Source organism: Mesorhizobium loti (assembly GCF_003148495.1).
In the GTDB taxonomy this organism is placed as follows: Bacteria; Pseudomonadota; Alphaproteobacteria; order Rhizobiales; family Rhizobiaceae; genus Mesorhizobium; species Mesorhizobium loti.
The window spans coordinates 283,566-299,204 of sequence record NZ_QGGH01000002.1; the positions used below are offsets into that span (position 1 = coordinate 283,566).

At 65.5% G+C, this 15,639-nt stretch carries 14 protein-coding genes; 8 read left to right on the forward strand and 6 right to left on the reverse strand.

All coding sequences use genetic code 11. From position 1 onward, the window contains the following. The first annotated feature begins 6 nt into the window (after positions 1–6). Genes C8D77_RS09880 through C8D77_RS09900 form a run of 5 tightly spaced genes read left to right on the forward strand, consistent with a single transcriptional unit; the run spans position 7 to position 4,478 of the window. Positions 7–1,083, forward strand: coding sequence for a Gfo/Idh/MocA family protein (locus tag C8D77_RS09880; protein ID WP_109661875.1), 1,077 nt, complete (start codon positions 7–9; stop codon positions 1,081–1,083). After that, entirely contained in the window at positions 1,083–1,901 is an 819-nt protein-coding gene (locus C8D77_RS09885) for a sugar phosphate isomerase/epimerase family protein (RefSeq protein ID WP_109661877.1), read from the forward strand. Before C8D77_RS09880 ends, C8D77_RS09885 begins: the two co-directional genes overlap by 1 nt. Continuing rightward, positions 1,901–2,734, forward strand: coding sequence for an alpha/beta fold hydrolase (locus C8D77_RS09890; protein ID WP_109661879.1), 834 nt, complete (start codon positions 1,901–1,903; stop codon positions 2,732–2,734). The genes C8D77_RS09885 and C8D77_RS09890 overlap by 1 nt, the downstream gene beginning before the upstream one ends. Further along, positions 2,731–3,453, forward strand: coding sequence for a ribulose-phosphate 3-epimerase (locus tag C8D77_RS09895; protein WP_109661881.1), 723 nt, complete (start codon positions 2,731–2,733; stop codon positions 3,451–3,453). Before C8D77_RS09890 ends, C8D77_RS09895 begins: the two co-directional genes overlap by 4 nt. Further along, complete coding sequence (locus tag C8D77_RS09900) at positions 3,450–4,478, forward strand: ROK family protein (protein ID WP_109661883.1); 1,029 nt, start codon at positions 3,450–3,452, stop codon at positions 4,476–4,478. Before C8D77_RS09895 ends, C8D77_RS09900 begins: the two co-directional genes overlap by 4 nt. Before the next feature lie 68 nt (positions 4,479–4,546). On the opposite strand, the gene C8D77_RS09905 is transcribed toward C8D77_RS09900, so the two are convergent. Next, positions 4,547–5,875 carry a dicarboxylate/amino acid:cation symporter gene (locus tag C8D77_RS09905; RefSeq protein ID WP_109661885.1) on the reverse strand — a complete coding sequence of 443 codons (1,329 nt, stop codon included), beginning with the start codon at positions 5,873–5,875 and terminating at the stop codon, positions 4,547–4,549. Between the two features lie 310 nt (positions 5,876–6,185). Here C8D77_RS09905 and C8D77_RS09910 point away from each other — a divergent pair, with 310 nt between their 5' ends. From C8D77_RS09910 to C8D77_RS09920, 3 genes are all read left to right on the forward strand, one after another. Continuing rightward, on the forward strand, positions 6,186–8,006 hold the full coding sequence (locus C8D77_RS09910; protein WP_109661887.1) for a sensor histidine kinase: 1,821 nt from the start codon (positions 6,186–6,188) through the stop codon (positions 8,004–8,006). Further along, the gene (locus tag C8D77_RS09915; RefSeq protein ID WP_109661889.1) at positions 8,003–9,394 is read left to right on the forward strand and encodes a sigma-54-dependent transcriptional regulator; all 1,392 of its coding nucleotides are present in this window, start codon (positions 8,003–8,005) and stop codon (positions 9,392–9,394) included. Before C8D77_RS09910 ends, C8D77_RS09915 begins: the two co-directional genes overlap by 4 nt. Before the next feature lie 68 nt (positions 9,395–9,462). Further along, a complete protein-coding gene (locus C8D77_RS09920; protein WP_109663250.1) occupies positions 9,463–9,888 on the forward strand; it encodes a GNAT family N-acetyltransferase in 426 nt (141 codons plus the stop codon). Here C8D77_RS09920 and C8D77_RS09925 read toward each other — a convergent pair whose 3' ends face one another. The 5 genes from C8D77_RS09925 to C8D77_RS09945 are packed head-to-tail and all read right to left on the reverse strand — an operon-like array spanning position 9,889 to position 15,551. After that, a complete protein-coding gene (locus C8D77_RS09925; RefSeq protein WP_109663252.1) occupies positions 9,889–11,004 on the reverse strand; it encodes an anhydro-N-acetylmuramic acid kinase in 1,116 nt (371 codons plus the stop codon). Further along, entirely contained in the window at positions 11,004–12,011 is a 1,008-nt protein-coding gene (locus C8D77_RS09930) for a serine hydrolase domain-containing protein (protein WP_109661891.1), read from the reverse strand. Before C8D77_RS09930 ends, C8D77_RS09925 begins: the two co-directional genes overlap by 1 nt. Then, positions 12,008–13,756 carry an ABC transporter ATP-binding protein gene (locus C8D77_RS09935; protein WP_109661893.1) on the reverse strand — a complete coding sequence of 583 codons (1,749 nt, stop codon included), beginning with the start codon at positions 13,754–13,756 and terminating at the stop codon, positions 12,008–12,010. Before C8D77_RS09935 ends, C8D77_RS09930 begins: the two co-directional genes overlap by 4 nt. Next, entirely contained in the window at positions 13,753–14,592 is an 840-nt protein-coding gene (locus C8D77_RS09940) for an ABC transporter permease (protein ID WP_109661895.1), read from the reverse strand. Before C8D77_RS09940 ends, C8D77_RS09935 begins: the two co-directional genes overlap by 4 nt. Next, on the reverse strand, positions 14,592–15,551 hold the full coding sequence (locus C8D77_RS09945; RefSeq protein WP_109661898.1) for an ABC transporter permease: 960 nt from the start codon (positions 15,549–15,551) through the stop codon (positions 14,592–14,594). Before C8D77_RS09945 ends, C8D77_RS09940 begins: the two co-directional genes overlap by 1 nt. Between the last annotated feature and the right edge of the window lie 88 nt (positions 15,552–15,639).

Below are 15,639 nucleotides of genomic sequence, written 5' to 3' on the forward strand. Positions count from 1 at the left end.
GAGACGATGATCAAGAAACAGGACAGACGCCTCAGGGTTGGCGTGCTCGGCTGCGGCCCCATCGCGCAGTTCGCGCATCTGGAATCCTGCGTCAAGGCCGGCAATGCCGACCTCTACGCCATCTGCGACGCGGCACCCGACCTGCTCGCCCGCATGGGCGCCACCTACGAGCCGCAGAAGATCTATGCCGACTATGATGCGATGCTCGCCGATCCCGAATTGGAAGCCGTGATCGTCGCCACCTCGGACGCCTATCACGTGCCGATGTCGATCAAGGCGCTCGATGCCGGCAAGCATGTTCTGTGTGAAAAGCCGATCGGCACCTCGGTCGAGGAAGGCGAGGCGCTGGCGCAGGCGGTCAGGCGCTCGGGCAAGGTGCTGCAGGTCGGCCACATGAAACGCTTCGATCCGGCGCTGGAGGCGGCGCGCGACTTCGTCCACGACGAGATCGGTGAGGTGCTGGCGCTGAAGGCCTGGTATTGCGATTCCACCCACCGCTACACCAACACCGATGCCGTGCAGCCGCTGCCCGTCACCAGCAAGCTGGCGAGGAAGCCGGCGGGAAATCCGAAGGCCGATCTCAGGCAGTATTTCATGCTGGCGCACGGCTCGCATCTCGTCGACACGGCGCGTTTCCTGTGCGGTGATATCGTCGCCGTGCGCGCCCGGCTCAATGAGAAATTCGGCGCCTATTGCTGGTTCGTCGAGACCGAGTTCGCCAGCGGCGCGCTCGGCCATCTCGACCTGACCGTCGCCGTTCGCATGGACTGGCACGAAGGCTTTCAGCTCTATGGCGAGAACGGTTCCGTCATCGCCAGGACCTTCAACCCCTGGTACTTCCGCGCCAGCGAGGTCGAGATCTTTCACGAGAAGACCGCCACCGCCCACAAGCCGCTCGGCGCCGACGGCCATTTCTTCCGCCGCCAGCTGGAAGGTCTTGCCCAAACGGTGCTGGAAGGCACGCCGATGCGCGGCGCCAATGTCGAGGACGGCATCGCCTCGATCCGCGCCATGGTCGCCATTGCGCGTTCGGTGGAGACCGGTGAGCGGGTCGAACTCGCCTCGGTTTCGGGAGCGGTGTGATGCGTCTCGGCATTTTCGCCAAGACTTTTTCCGGCGCCGAGCCGGCCGCGGTGCTCGCGGCCGTTCGGCAAGCGGGCTATGAGACGACGCAGTTCAATCTCGCGTGTGCCGGCCTGCCGTCGATGCCGGATGCGGTGCCGGCGGAAGCTGTTGCTTCCATCCGTGCCGCCGCGCAATCGAGCGGTGTTTCCCTTGCGGCACTGTCGGGCACCTACAACATGGCGCATCCCGACAAGGCCGTCCGCGACGATGGTCTCAGGCGCCTGGCCGTGGTCATCGAGGCCGCTGCTGCCCTGGACATCCCGCTGGTCACGCTCTGCACCGGCTCGCGCAACGCCGCCGATCAATGGGCGTATCACCCCGACAATGCCACGCCTGCCGCCTGGTTCGACATGGCCGCCGAGATGGAGAAGGCGCTGGCACTGGCCGAAGCCGCCGGCGTCGATCTCGGCATCGAGCCTGAGCAGGCCAACATCGTCACCTCGGCCAAGGACGCGACCAGGCTGATCGCGGAGATGGGATCGAAGCATCTGAAGATCGTGCTTGATCCGGCAAACCTGTTCGAGCACGCGACGCCGGACGAAGCGCGCGCCATCGTTGTCGCGGCGATCGACGAGGCTGCCGGCCATATCGCTATGGCGCACGCCAAGGACCGCTTTGGCGACGGTCGGTTCGCCACATCAGGGCAAGGCATCGTCAATTTTCCCGATTTCGTCGCGCGGCTGAAGGCAGCCGGCTTCGAGGGATCGATTGTCACCCACGGACTGTCCGCCGACGAAGCCCCCGGCGTCGCCGCCTTCTTGCGGGGGCTCCTCTGATGAGCGCCGGGCCGGCGACCATGCTTCGCGACGATGCAGCACTTCGTGTCTTCGACACGGGGCAGGGCAGGCTTCCCATCATCTTCCAGCATGGACTTGGCGGTGATGCCATCCAAGTGGCGCAAAACTTTCCCGACGGCCCTTCATACCGCCGGCTGACCGTCGAATGCCGCGCGCAGGGCGGCTCCGGCGCGGGCACGACACGGCCCTTTTCGATCGCCATGTTTGCCGACGATGTGCTGGCCGCCGCGGATGCGGCCGGGATCGATCGTTTCGTCGCCGGCGGTATTTCGATGGGCGCGGCCATCGCCTTGCGGCTTGCCGCCCGGCACCCGGACCGCATCCTGGGTTTGGTGCTTGTTCGCCCTGCCTGGGCTTTCGATGCGGCGCCGCAAAACATGCTCCCCTACGCGGAAGTGGCGGAGCTTATCCGCAGCCGTCAACTGGATGAAGGGCGGGATATCTTCGCCGCTTCCGCGACTGCCGCACGCTTTCGCACCGAGGCGCCGGACAACCTTGCTTCCCTGCTCGGCTTCTTCGCGCGCGACAACGCCGCCGTTTTCGCCGAGGTGATGCAATCGATCGCAAACGATGGGCCTGGCGTGACACGGGCCGAAGCCGCTGGCTTCAAAACGCCCACGCTCGTCATCGGCACCGGCATCGATCTCGTACATCCGCTGGCGACCGCGCGCAGCCTCGCCGACGCCATCCCAAACGCTGCCTTTGCGGAGGTGACGCCGAAGGCCACCGACAAGGAGCGCCATTTCGCCGAAATCCGCGCCGCCATCGGCAGCTTCCTCGAAGATCGTTTTAACAACCAGGACCAATCATGATCTCGAAACCTCTCTCCGGCCCGGCCGCCATCGCCGCATTGCCACGCGATCGCATGATCGCCGAATTCTCGCTGTGGTCGGCCAATCTCGCCAATTTCGAGAGCGACCTCAGGCGTATCGAGCCCTATGTCGATCTTCACCACATCGATGTGGCGGACGGTCACTTCGCCCCGTCCTTCCTGTTCTTCCCCGACCTCGTCGCCCGCATTGCCGGGCTGACGGCCAAGCCCATCCATGTCCACCTGATGGTCGATGCCGCAATCGTCGAGGCGCAGACGCGCCAGTTCATCGAGTCCGGCGCCGACATGATCAGCGTCCATGCCGAGAATGGCGAAGCGGGGTTGCGCGCCGTGCGACTGGCACGCGAACTCGGCGCCGAGGCGGGCGTCGTGCTCAGGCTGGAGACCCCGGTCGAGACGGTGACGCCTTTCGTTTCCGAGGTCGCTTTCGTCACGCTTCTGGGAACCGCAATCGGCGTCAAGGGCCAGAGCCTATCGGATAAGGCCTGCGACAGGCTGGGCGCTGCCCGCGCCATCTTGAGAAAGGCCGGTCGCGAGGCGCAGGTGGTTCTGGCGGCGGACGGCGGCATCCGCCACGAGACCGTGCCGTTGCTACGTGCCGCCGGTGCCGAGACGGTGGTTCTCGGTTCGCTCGCCTTCGGCGACAAGGATCTCGCCGGCCGCATCGGCTGGCTGCATGGCTTGAAGGTCGCGGCATGACAACAGAAGCCGCCCTTGCGATCGATCTTGGTGGGACGGAGCTTCGTGCCGCCCTGGTCGACCGCGACGGCAAGATCCTGGCATTCGCTGCGGTGCCGACGCAGGCGCAGGCCGGCCCCGATGTGGTGATCGGCCAGATCGAGGCGCTCGCGGCGACCGTCCATGCCGAGGCACCGGCACTTTCGATCGTCGGCGTCGGCGTTGGTGCGCCGGGGCCGCTCGATCCGCTAGCCGGCATCGCCGTCGGTCCGCCGACACTCGCCGGCTGGCTGGACGTGCCGCTTGCCGACATCCTCGAGCGGCGGCTCGGCCTGCCGGTGCGGCTGGAGAACGATGCCAATGCGGCGGCGCTCGGCGAATGGCGCTTCGGCGCCGGCCATGGCGCTCGCTCGCTGGTCTTCGTCACGGTTTCCACCGGCATCGGTGGTGGCGTCGTTGTCGACGGGCGCATCCTGCACGGCCGCCGCGGCCTTGCCGCCGAGATCGGCCATATGACCATCACCAATGAAGGCGAGCGTTGCGTCTGCGGCGTCGTCGGCTGCTTCGAGGCCATCGCCTCGGGCACCGCGCTCGGCCGCCGCGCCAACGCCGCGACGGTTGTAGGCGACGGCTCGGCCTTGCGGCGGCTGTCGGCGGATGCGGAGGTGACCGGCCGCCATGTCGTCGAGGCGGCACGGCTGCAGGACGCTCTTGCTTTGGCCTTGCTCGAGGAGGAGGCGCGCTGGCTGGGCGTCGGCTTCACCAATCTCCTGCATCTCTATTCGCCCGACGTGCTGGTTGTCGGCGGCGGCATCGCCAATGGCCTCGACCTGATGCATCCGGTCATCGAGGCGACCATCCGGCAACGCGCCATGCGCGCCTATCGCGACGTGCCGGTGGTGCAGGCCCAGCTCGGCCGCCATGCCGGGCTGGTCGGCGCCGCCAGCCTCGTCCTGTTCGATGATGTGGGCACTTTGGTAGCCCGCAGGCCTGTCGGTCCAAGCACATATCCGGACACGCCGCTGACCAAGACCGGCGCCGTCTGACGTTGCGACCTGCATGACAAAGGCCGGAGGCAGCACGCCTCCGGCCTTTTACGCATTGACCGCGCGGATTACTCGGCGGGTACGATATCCGCCGGCAGGCTGTCATCCGCCGTGCCCGCCAGCGCTCTCGCCAGCTTGGCTTCGTCGAGTTCACCTTCCCAACGCGCCACCACCAGCGTGGCGACGGCATTGCCGACGAAGTTGGTCAGCGCCCGGCATTCCGACATGAAGCGGTCGACGCCGAGGATCAGCGCCATGCCGGCAACGGGAACCGCCGGAACCACCGACAGCGTGGCGGCAAGGGTGATGAACCCGGCCCCGGTGATGCCGGCGGCTCCCTTGGACGAGAGCATGGCAACCAGCAGCAGCAGGATCTGGTCGCCGATCGACAGGTGGATGTTGGTTGCCTGCGCGATGAACAGCGCCGCCAGCGTCATGTAGATGTTGGTGCCGTCGAGGTTGAAGGAATAGCCGGTCGGGATGACCAGCCCGACCACCGAGCGCTTGGCGCCGGCCTTCTCCATCTTTTCCATCAGCGAGGGCAGGGCGGCTTCAGACGAGGAGGTGCCCAGCACCAGCAGCAGCTCCTCCTTGATGTAGCGGATCAAGGACAGGATGGAGAAGCCGTTGTAGCGGCAGACAGCACCCAGCACGACGAACACGAACAGAAACGACGTCACGTAGAAGGTGCCGACCAGCATGGCGAGATTGATCACCGCGCCGATGCCGTATTTGCCGATGGTGAATGCCATGGCGCCGAAGGCACCGATGGGGGCGGCTTTCATCAGCACGCTGACCAGCTTGAAGATCGGCGTCGTCAGTGCCTGCAGGAAGTTGAGGACGGGCGTGCCCTTGTCGCCGACCAGCGCCAGCGCGATGCCGAACAGCACCGAGAAGAACAGCACCTGCAGGATGTCGCCGTCGGCGAAGGCGCCGACGATGGTCGTCGGGATGATGTTCATCAGGAAGCCGGTGACCGACTGGTCGTGCGCCTTGGCGGCGTAGGTGTTGACGGTCGAGGCGTCGAGTGTCGCCGGGTCGATGTTGAAGCCGGCGCCCGGCTGTACGACATTGGCCACGACCAGGCCGATGATCAGCGCCAGCGTCGAGAAGGTAAGGAAATAGAGCATCGCCTTACCGGCGACACGCCCGACCTTCTGCAGGTCGCTCATGCCGGCAATGCCCGTCGTCACGGTCAGGAAGATGACCGGGGCGATGATCATCTTGACCAGCTTGATGAAGGCGTCGCCGAGCGGCTTCATGCTTTCGCCGACGGACGGATAGAAATGGCCGAGCAGGATGCCGACGGTGATCGCGACGAGCACCTGCACGTAGAGTTGGGCATAGAAAGGCTTGCGCTGCGCGGAAGACGCGCCTGATTGGTCTGCGATGTGCATCGAACTCTCCCTGCCGGATGGGGCGGAATGCACCGCCCTGCGTGACTTCTCCCATCGCGGCGCTCCGGTCGCACGCCGCTAGCCAGGACTTTTGCAAGCGTCGTGCCAGATCGGGGAAAGGCCGGAATCCTGGCATTTCGGCCTTTGTTCAAGACCATGCGGGCAATGCCTGTGCGGATTTCCGCACAGGCAGCGTTTGCCTGGGCGGATTTTCGCATTACACTGGCCATAAGGCCGCGAGCAAAAAGGGAGAGGGCAGACGCCGCAGGCAGGCACCGATAGCGAATCCCAAGGATTTGCCGGCCATGAGTTGCTGCGCGAGGCGGTGGCCCGGCTGCGCAATGGCCGCTGGCTTGTCGTGGTCGTCGCCCTTGCCCTTCTGGCCGGCGCGATCGCCATCGCCGGGCGCATCGCCTCCGGCCAGGCGGCCGACAATCTGCGCGACACAGCACTTGCCGCTCTGCCGCTGGCGGCGGGAACCCTGACCGGCGAAATCGAAAAGCAGCGCCTGGTTCCATTGGTCCTTGCCCGCGACGATGCGGTGCGCGGCGCCCTGCGCCGGGCCGGAAAGATGGAAGAAAAAGCCCTCAACGACAAACTCAAGGCGATTGCCGGCGATGCTTCGGCGTCCGCCATCTATGTCATCGACACGGCGGGCATCGCCATATCAGCCAGCAATGCCGGCGAGCCGACCAGCTTTGTCGGCATCGACTATAATTTTCGTCACTATTTCAGGGAAGCGATGACTGACGGCGGCGCCAGCCAGTACGGGCTCGGCACGATCAGCGGACGGCCGGGACTCTACCTTTCGAGCCGCGTCGACGATAACGGCAAGCCGCTTGGCGTCGCGGTGTTGAAGGTCGAGCTCGACGGCGTCGAAGCCAATTGGCGCTCCAGCGGGTTCCTTGTTTTCGTCACCGACGAACACGGCGTCGTGCTTGCCACCAGCCAGCCCGAATGGCGGTTTCACGCGCTGGCGCCGCTCTCCGCCGAAGACGCCGCCGCCGCCCATGACCAGCTTCAGCTGGCCGATGCCGGTTTCGAACCCCTGCCGATACGGCGCGGCGCCGGGGACGGCCTGGCGACAATCGACAGCGACGGAAAACCGCGCCAGTTCGTCGAGGTGGTGCAGGATCTGCCCGGTGCGGTTCCCGGCTGGCGTCTCTGGCTGCTGACGCCTGCCGACGCTGCCCTCTCGTCTGCCGCCAACACGGCGCGCCTGACCACGCTGCTCGGGCTGCTGCTGACGGGCTTGCTTGCCTATGTGCTCACCCGGCGCCGCCGCGCACGCCGGTTGCGGCAGGAGGCGCTGGCGCGCATGAATGCCGAGCTGGAGAGCCGCGTGAGCACGCGAACGGCCGAGCTGACGCGCTCCAACACCGCACTTGCAGGCGAAATCGCCGAGCGTGAGAATGCCGAGGCCAAGGTCCGCCGGCTGCGTGACGACCTCGCCCAGGCCAACCGGCTGTCCATCCTCGGCCAGATCGCGGCCGGCGTGGCGCATGAGATCAACCAGCCGGTCGCCGCGATCCGCACCTATGCCGAGAATGCCGGCCGCTTTCTCGACGGCGGCAAGACCGGAGCGGCCAGCGGCAATCTGACGTCGATCGTTTCGATGACCGAACGCATCGGCGCGATCACCAGCACCTTGCGCACCTTCGCCCGCCGGCCGGGTGTCGCCGCCTCGCCGCTGCCGGTGCGCGAGGCGATCGACGGTGCACTGTCACTGCTGTCGGGGCGTATCCGCGATTCCGGCGTGACTATAGTCAAGCCGCGCGGCACCGCGTCACCGGTGGTCATGGCGAGCCGCATCCGGCTGGAGCAGATCCTGGTCAATTTGCTGCAGAATGCGCTGGACGCGATGAAGGACCAGCCCGATCCCCGCATCGAGATCGAACTTGCCGAGCGCGACAACAGGGCGCTGATTTCGGTACGCGACAATGGTCCTGGTCTTGGTCCGGAGGCGGCCGGCAATCTGTTCATGCCGTTCCAGACCACCAAGGAGAAGGGGCTTGGCCTCGGGCTGGTGATCTCGCAGGAGATCGCCCAGGAGCTGGGCGGCACGCTGCGCCTCGATCCCGGCAATGGTACCGGCGCCTCCTTCACCATCGATTTGAGGCGAATAGAATGACGCAGGGATCAGGGCTGGTCGCGCTCGTCGAAGACGACGCGGACCTGCTTCACGCCACCACGCAATTGCTCGAGCTTGCCGGCTTCAGCGTGGCCGCGCTCGACGCCGCCGAGGCAGCACTTGCCGTCGTCGACCGGAATTTCGAAGGCGTGGTGGTCAGCGACATCCGCATGCCGGGCATGAACGGGCTGCAGCTGTTCGACCGCATCAAGGCGATCGACCCCGACATACCGGTGATCCTGGTCACCGGGCATGGCGATGTCGATCTCGCCGTGGCCGCCCTCAAGGACGGCGTCTACGATTTCATCCCGAAACCCTATGCCGGCGATCGCCTCGTCGAGGCGCTGAAACGGGCATCGGAGAAACGGCGTCTGGTGATGGAGAACCGCCGCCTGCGCGAAGCCGCGGCACTGGCCGCCGACGGCCTGCCGCTGATCGGCGAGGCGCCGGCCATCCGGCGGCTGCGCGAGACCTTGCGCCAGATCGCCGACATGGATGTCGATGTGCTGGTCGAGGGAGAAACCGGAACCGGCAAGGAAGTGGTGGCGGATCTGCTGCACAGATGGGGCCGGCGGCGGGCAAAACCCTTCGTCGCGCTGAATTGCGGCGCGCTGCCGGAGACTGTCATAGAAAGCGAGTTGTTCGGCCACGAGGCGGGCGCGTTCACCGGCGCGCAGCGGCGCCGGATCGGCAGCATCGAGCATTCCAGCGGCGGTACGCTGTTTCTCGACGAGATCGAATCCATGCCGCCGGCGCTGCAGGTCAAGTTGCTGCGGGTGCTGGAAACGCGCAGCCTCACCCCGCTTGGCTCGAACGAGATCCGGCGGATCGATCTCAGGGTCGTCGCGGCGACCAAGGTCGATCTCGGCCGGGAGGACGAGCGCGGCGATTTTCGCGAGGATCTCTATTTTCGCCTCAACGTGGTGACGCTGCGCATCCCGCCACTGCGCGAACGGCGCGGCGACATCCCGATGCTGTTCGGGCATTTCCTCGGCAAGGCGGCGGAACGGTTCGGCCGGCCTGTCGCTAAGGTAAACGCCGCGGTCAGCGATCATCTCCAGTCGCACGCCTGGCCGGGCAATGTGCGTGAGCTCGCCCATTTCGCCGACCGCGTCGCGCTCGGTCTCGGACCGGAGGATGAGACGAAGGCGGTTCCCGCACACTTGCCGGAGCCAGAGGCCACACTGCCCGAACGGGTCGGCCACTACGAGGCGCAACTCATCCGCGAAGCGCTGCGTGACCATGGCGGCGATGTGCGCGGCGCCATCGACGCGCTCGGCGTGCCGCGCAAGACATTTTACGACAAGCTCAAGCGCTACGGCATTGCCGCGTCCGAATTTCGCAATGGCGGCGATGCGGATGCGCACCCTGTTCGGGGACAGGTATAGACATTGCGCAAGCGCGCTGCTCTTCGTAACGCTTGGTTCGTATCCAGTTGCGCATCTCGGAAGAAGCCATGAAAACAGCACTTGAAACGACAGCAAATCCCTTGCCGGAGGAACTCGCCTTTCTCGGCGAACGTCTGACGGCGTTCAACGACGGCGATGTCGGCGCTTCCGAAAGGAAGGCGCTTGCCGTGTTCGTGCGCGATGAGGAGGGCGCGGTGGTCGCTGGGATTTCGGGCTACACCGCCTGGGGCTGGCTTTACGTGCAATGGCTGTGGGTCGATGAGCGGCTGCGTGGCCGGCACATGGCCGGCACAATGCTGGACGCGGCTGAGCAGGAAGCCGTTGCGCGCGGCTGCAACAATGCCTGGATTGATACCTTCAGTCCAAACGCCGCCAAGGTCTATCAGCGCCAGGGCTATCAGCCTTTTGGCGCGCTTGCCGATTTCCCCGCTGGCCGCAGTCGTATTTTCCTGCAGAAGAAACTGCTTGCCTGATCAGCCAGCAAGCTTCCCGCCGCGCATCGGTTGCGGCGCGCCGGTGGTGCTCGGGAAGCTGATCGGCAGGCCGCGCAGCACGCGAACCGCGAGGAAGGCAAAGCACTCAGCCTCGACCGCGTCGCCGCTCCAGCCGAGGCTTTCGGCCTGCACCACCTCGACGCCGGCGCGGCTGGCCAGCATTGCCATCATTGTCGGGTTGTGGCGGCCGCCGCCGCTGACCACCAATTTTCTAGGCCGGTGTGGCAGAAGGTCGAGCGCCTTGCCGACGGCGCCGGCGGTGAAGGCGGTGAGCAGGGCGGCACCGTCCTCGACGTTCAGGCCGTCCGCCATCGCGGCACCGAAGTCGAAACGGTCCAGTGATTTGGGATAGGGCTTGGTCATGTAAGGATGCTGCAGCAGCTTGGCGAGCCGGGCCTCGTCGACCGTTCCCGTGCGGCCAAGTGCGCCGTCGCGGTCCATGTCGCCGAGCCCCTTCGACTTGATGAAATCGTTGAGCGGCGCGTTGGCCGGTCCGGTGTCGAAGGCAATGACATTGTCGGCGCCGTCCCACCAGGTGATGTTGGCGACACCGCCGAGATTGAGCACCGCCACCTCGCCACTGGCGCCGGCGCTGCGCATCAGCGCGGTGTGATAGGCAGCGGCCAGCGGCGCGCCTTGCCCGCCGGCGCGCATGTCGGCCGAACGAAAATCGTAGGCAACCTTGGTGCCCAACAGGGCGTGCATCAGCTCGCCGTCGCCGAGCTGCCGGGTCTGGCCGAGACGTCCGACCTGCGGCGCGCGATGCAGCACGGTCTGGCCGTGAAAACCGACGACGCCGATATCGGCCATCGTCATGCCATAGCTTTCGACCAATTCCTTGACCGCCGCCGACTGGGCACGTGTCAGGGCTTCCTCCGCGGTGCGAAAAATCGCCGGCTCCGGCCCAACGAAATTCCAGGCTCTCGCCACCGTCAGCGTCTCTTCCAGCAGGGAGCGGATCGACGCGGGATAAGGCATCAGCCGATAGGTGCCGAAATCCTCGATGTGCTCGCCATCGGTCTTGATCAGGGCAACGTCGATGTTGCCGTCGAGCACGGTGCCGGTCATCAGGCCGACGGCCCAGATTGGTTTCATCATTGAGCTCCATTCATGAGATCACCGACCGCTTGCCGAAGCTGAACGATTCCGCTGTCGAAATGACGTGTCGGATGGATCCTGTTGGTGAGCAAGGTCCAGGCCTTGCCTTTGTCGAAGTCGATCCACAGCCCGGTGCCGGTAAAGCCGGTATGGCCAATGGTTCCCGGGCTGCACAACGTCCCGCCGGACCAGCCCTCATAGGGACGCTCCCAGCCATGGGTGCGGGTGGCGGACAAAGGTGCGCGCATCAGTGCGATCGAACCTTCGTATGCGCCGGTGCCGGTCAGCAGCCCTTGCGCGAAATCGAGGACGGAAGCGGCTGTTCCGAACAGGCCGGCATGCCCCGCACCTTGCAGCGCCGAGCAATTGTCGTCGTGGACTTTGCCGGACAACACGCGATGCCGCCAAGTGCAGTCCTCTGTCGCTGCGGCGACATCGGGCTCCGTTGACCAGGCAAAGCCGGGGCCAGGATCCATGTCGTGGATGGTCTTGCTTGACAGCCGCTCCAGCGCGAAGCCGAGCAGGATGAAGTTGATGTCGGAATAAACGGGATCGCGGGCTCGCCATTCGCGCTGCAGGATGAAGGCGCGCAGCAGCTCGGGATCGCGTCCGTAAGTGTAAATCGGCTCGACCGCCGGAAATGGCGTCTGGTGTCCGAGGCATTGGCGAAACGTCACCTTCCGTTCCCAGGCTTCGGCATCATACTGGCGAAGATCCGGCAGGGCGGAGACCAGCGGCGCATCGAGATCGATGACGCCGTCTTCCCCCAACGCCAGGATGCGCGGCGTGGTGAAGATGACTTTGGTCAGCGATGCCAGGTCGAACCAGGTGTTGTCCTGCATGGGGCGCGGCTTCGGCGCGAGTTGCGCGGAGCCGATTGATCGGATGATACGGCTGCCGCTTTTATCGACAATGCCGAGCACGCCGCCTGGGATTCGCTTGGCGGAAACCGCTGCTGCTAGCGGTTGGAATGCGCGGTCGAAGAGCTGGGCCGCCGCGCTCACGCTTCCGCCCTCGCCATGTGATCCCGCCCAAACTGCTCCCACCTCGCTGGCGCCGGCTCGAACCCCTGTGGGCGCACCAGCGACGGAACCTGGCGCGTGTCGAGCTCGAAATGCTCGTGCCGCCGGTCGATGGTCGGAACCGCGGCAATGAGTTTTTTGGTATAGGAATGCCTGGGCTTTGACAGCACCGAGGTTGCATCGCCGATCTCGACGATCTGGCCGGCATAGATGACGGCGATGCGGTGAGCGATCCGCTCGACGACAGCCATGTCGTGCGAGATGAACAGATAGGCCAGCCCAAACTCGCTCTGCAGGTCGACCAGCAGTTCCAGCACCTTGGCCTGCACCGAGACATCGAGTGCCGAAACCGCTTCATCGAGAACGACCACGGAAGGATTCAGCATCAGCGCGCGGGCGATGCACAGCCTTTGCCGCTGGCCGCCGGAGAATTCGTGCGGGTACCGCTCCAGGCTGTTTTTTGGCAGGCCGACGCGTTTCAGCAGGCTCGCCATCCTGGCCTTCGCTGCAACATTCACCCGGCCGCCGGTGGCGATCACCGGTTCGGCCAGGATGCTCTCGATGCTGAGCCTCGGGTTGAGCGAGGCATAGGGATTCTGGAACACCATCTGCACGGGCAGGGCGCTCTGCTCGGCGGAAGCCTTTCGGGCGCCGACCGAGAAGCTGCCGCGCGTCGACCGCACCAGCCCCAGCACGGCGCGCGCGGTGGTCGATTTGCCCGAACCGCTCTCGCCGACGATGGCCAGCGTCTCGCCTGGCATCAGGTCGAAATCGACGCCGTCGACGGCATGCACCGCGCCGGTGGCGCGGCTGAAGAAACTGCTCTTCAGGGGAAATCGCACCACCAGACCGTCGACCTTCAAGGCCGGTTCCGTGCTTGCGTCCTTGTCGCGCCGTCCGTCCGAACGCGTCGTGCTGCCATTGGTGAAGTGCGGCACGTCCTGCAGCAGATGCTGCGTGTAGGGGTGCTGCGCGTTGTCGAGGATCTGGTTGAGTTCGCCTTGTTCCACGGCCTGCCCGTTCTGCATCACCATCACCTTGTCGGCGATGCCGGCGACCAGGCCGATGTCATGCGTGATGAAGATCATCGACATGCCGGTTTCCCGCTTCAGTTCGGCCAGCAGCGCCATGATCTGCGCCTGCACCGTCACGTCGAGCGCCGTCGTCGGCTCGTCGGCGATGAGCAGGCGCGGATTGCAGGCGAGCGCCATGGCGATCATCACCCGTTGCAGCATGCCGCCGGACAGTTGATTGGGCGTGTATTTCAGCCGCCGCGCGGCATCGGGAATGCGCACGCGGTCGAGCGCATCCTTGGCCGCCGCGGTGGCCTGCCTGCCGGTCAACCCGCGGTGCAGCCGAAACGATTCCTCGATCTGCGAGCCGATGGTCAGCACCGGATTGAGCGAGGTCATAGGCTCCTGGAAGATCATGCCGATCTCGGCGCCGCGAATGCCGGTCAGTTGCGGCTCGGTGGCGGTCATCAGGTCGAAAAGGCTGCCGTTGGCGCGCTTCAGTTTCATGGCGCCGCCGGTGATGCGGCCGCCGCCGAAATCGATCAGACGATTGATCGACAGCGCGGTGACGGATTTGCCCGAGCCGCTTTCGCCGACAATGGCAAGTGTTTCGCCCTCGGCGAGGTCGAAGCTGACGCCGCGCACCACCTCGTTGGCTTGGCGGTCGCGGCCGAAGCCGACGCGCAGGTCGCTGACGGAGAGAAGCGGGGTCATGCCGGCGCCCTCCGCATCTTCGGGTCGAGGATGTCGCGCAAGGCGTCACCAAGCAGGTTGAAACCGAGGATGCTGATCATGATCGCCAGACCCGGGAAGATCATCAGCCAGGGCGCGGTCTCCATCAAATTGCGGCTGTCGCTCAGCATCAGGCCGAGCGAGGCCGCCGGCGGCTGAGTGCCGAGACCCAGGAAGCTCAGACCGGCTTCGGTCAAAAGCGACCAGGCCAATGCCAGTGTCACCTGAACGGTCAACGGCGCCACCAGATTGAGCAGCAGGTGCCGCGTCACGATGTAGGACGAACTGCTGCCGAAGGTGCGCGCAGCGTCGACGAATTCGCGCGCCTTGAGCGACAGAGCAGGGCCGCGCACCACGCGGGTGAAGATCGGCGTGTAGACGATGCCGATGGCAACGATGCTGGTCCATGTGCCCGGTCCGGCAACGGTGACGATGAGCAGCGCCAAAAGGATGGCAGGGAAGGCCAGCAGCACATCCATGATCCGCATCACGACGCCGTCCCAGCGGCGCCCGAGCCAGGCGGCGGCCAGCCCGAGAACCGTGCCGGCAAGGGTGGCGAAGGCCACCGAGAAGAAGGCAACCGTGAAGGACTGGCCGATGCCCGCCATCAGCCGGCTGGCCACGTCGCGGCCAAACAGGTCGGTGCCCATCCAGTAGGCGCTGTTGGGCGCATGCAGCCGGTCGACCCGGAACTGCGTGATGGGATTGTGCGGCGTCAGCCCCAGCATGCCGAGGACGGCGACCAGCAGATAGACGCCGACGATGACGCCGCCGATGCGGCCGCTGCCGTGGCTGAAGATGGCGCGCAGCATGCGCATCAGGACTCCCCCAGCCGGATGCGCGGATCGAGCGCGACATAGGCGAGGTCGACCAGGAGATTGACGATCATGAAGTTGAAGGCGATGAACAGCACGCTGCCCTGCACCAGCGCATAGTCGCGCTGCTGGATCGCATCCAGCACCATGCGGCCAAGGCCGGGCAGCGCGTAGATCTGCTCGACGATGACGGCACCACCCAGCAAATAGCCGAACTCGATGCCGCTCAGCGTCACGACCGGGATCAGCGCGTTGGGCAAAGCATGCCGCCAGATGACGCTGCGCGCCGACGCGCCCTTGCTGCGGGCGGTCCGCACATAGTCGTCGCTCAACACGTCGAGCATCGACGAACGCGATATGCGGGTGACCGAGGCCGCGAAGGCAAAGCCGAGTGTGATCGCGGGCAGGATCATCTGGCTGAGATTGCGCAAGGGATCCTGCCAGAGCGGCGCGAATTCGCCCATCGCCGGCAGCACGCCGAAGCCGGCCGACAGCGTGTAGATGATCAGCAGGCCGAGCACGAAGCTCGGCGTCGACTGGCCGATCATGGCGACGATGCGCACGCCCAGATCGGACAGTTTCTCATTGTGCGTGGCGGCGAAGATCCCGGCAGGCATGCCGACGGCGAGCGCGATGATCATCGACAGGACGGCCAGCTCGAGCGTCAGCGGGAAGCGCTCGATGATGACGTCGAGCACCGGCCTGCCATAGGTGACCGAGATGCCGAGATTGCCGTGCAGGATGCCGCCTATCCAGCGCCAGTACTGGATGAACCAGGGCTGGTCGATGCCGAAATAGGCAGCGAGCGAGTCCCGCTGTGCCGGCGTCAGCAGGCCGGCTTCTGTGCCGAGCATGGCCGTGATCGAATCGCCCGGCACCATCCGGATCGCCACGAAGACCAGGATGGACACGCCAAGCAGGACGAGAGGAAACGTCGCCAGTCGTCGCATCAGATAGTTCACGCGAAGAAGTCCTCTCGTCTAGAGCATGATGCCGAAAAGTGTAAGCGGTTTTCGGACGACATCATGCTCTATCCCTTTGATCTAGAGG